We start from the raw sequence: 1,169 nt of genomic DNA on the forward strand, positions 1-1,169 counted from the left end.
GCGAGTGAGCCGAGGGCGCTTTATGAAGCCTTGCGGAAAATCGATCTGCCGCTGGAGCGCATCGGGCTCGAAGCCTGTTCGCTGACAGCCTGGCTTTATGACGGTATTCGCGCCGAAGGATTGCCGGCGATCTGCATCGAGACCCGGCAGGCCAACGCGGCGATGAAAACGATGCCGAACAAAACCGATCGCAACGACGCCCGCGCCTTGGCGCAGATCATGCGCACCGGCTGGTATCGGCAGGTGCATGTGAAGAGCCAGCAGTGTCGGCTCTGGCGATCCCTCCTCGTTGCGCGACGCACGGTCCTCAATGAAATGCGGACGATCGAAAATGTCGTCAGGGCGATTCTGCGGGAGGCCGGCATCAAGCTCGGCACTCCAGGCCGCGCAACTTTCGCTCATCGCGTGCGCGAACTGATTGGCGCAGATACGGTCATCATGGCGCTTGTCGAGCCGCTTCTGGCGATCGTGGCAACGATGTTGCGCGAGTTCTGTCCGTGCCCGGTGTGGGACCCATCACCGCGCTCGCCTTTCGTGCCACGGTCGATCAGCCGGACCGCTTTCGCCGATCGAGGGATGTCGGAGCGCATTTGGGTCTGACCCCGGCACGCTATCAATCTGGCGAGACGGACATTCAGGGCAAGGTAAGCCGATGCGGTGACGAGCTCGCCCGCACGGCCCTCTATGAGGCGGCTCATTCACTGCTTGTGCTCAGCAAGAAATGGTCGAGCCTCAGAGCGTGGGGTATGAACGTCGCCAAGCGGCGCGGTATGGCCCGAGCCCGAGTTGCTGTTGCTCGCAAGCTCGCTGTCATCCTGCATCGCATGTGGAGCGATGCGACAGAATTCCGCTTCGGCAAGGCACCCGGCCCCGTACCGGCATGAAATTCGGGATAACGGACCAACGAAGGAGGAGTTGATTCCGCCCGAAAGGGCGTGAGCCGGATCGTTCCCGTGGGGACGACGGGCAAGGCGATCTCGTTAGCAGGCACGATCCTGGGACGAACTCTCCCAAGGTCGTTCAACAGATTGAGAGGCCTCGCTCTACTGACCCCATCATGCGGCGGCTTAACGTCGACCGCGAAGAGAAGCGAGTGACCCGCGGGGCGACATGGTCCGGAAAAATATCAGGAGGAGCTTGACCTCAACGACCCCAATCAGAGAAGCCTG

The 1,169-nt window shown here is 61.6% G+C and carries 1 pseudogene; it reads left to right on the top strand.

Annotated features, from left to right (window positions below):
- Positions 1 to 884: pseudogene (locus NKI70_RS33840) on the top strand (IS110 family RNA-guided transposase); the annotation flags it as partial.
- Between the last annotated feature and the right edge of the window lie 285 nt (positions 885 to 1,169).

The organism is Mesorhizobium sp. M0500, from assembly GCF_040321165.1.
Lineage (GTDB): Bacteria > Pseudomonadota > Alphaproteobacteria > Rhizobiales > Rhizobiaceae > Mesorhizobium.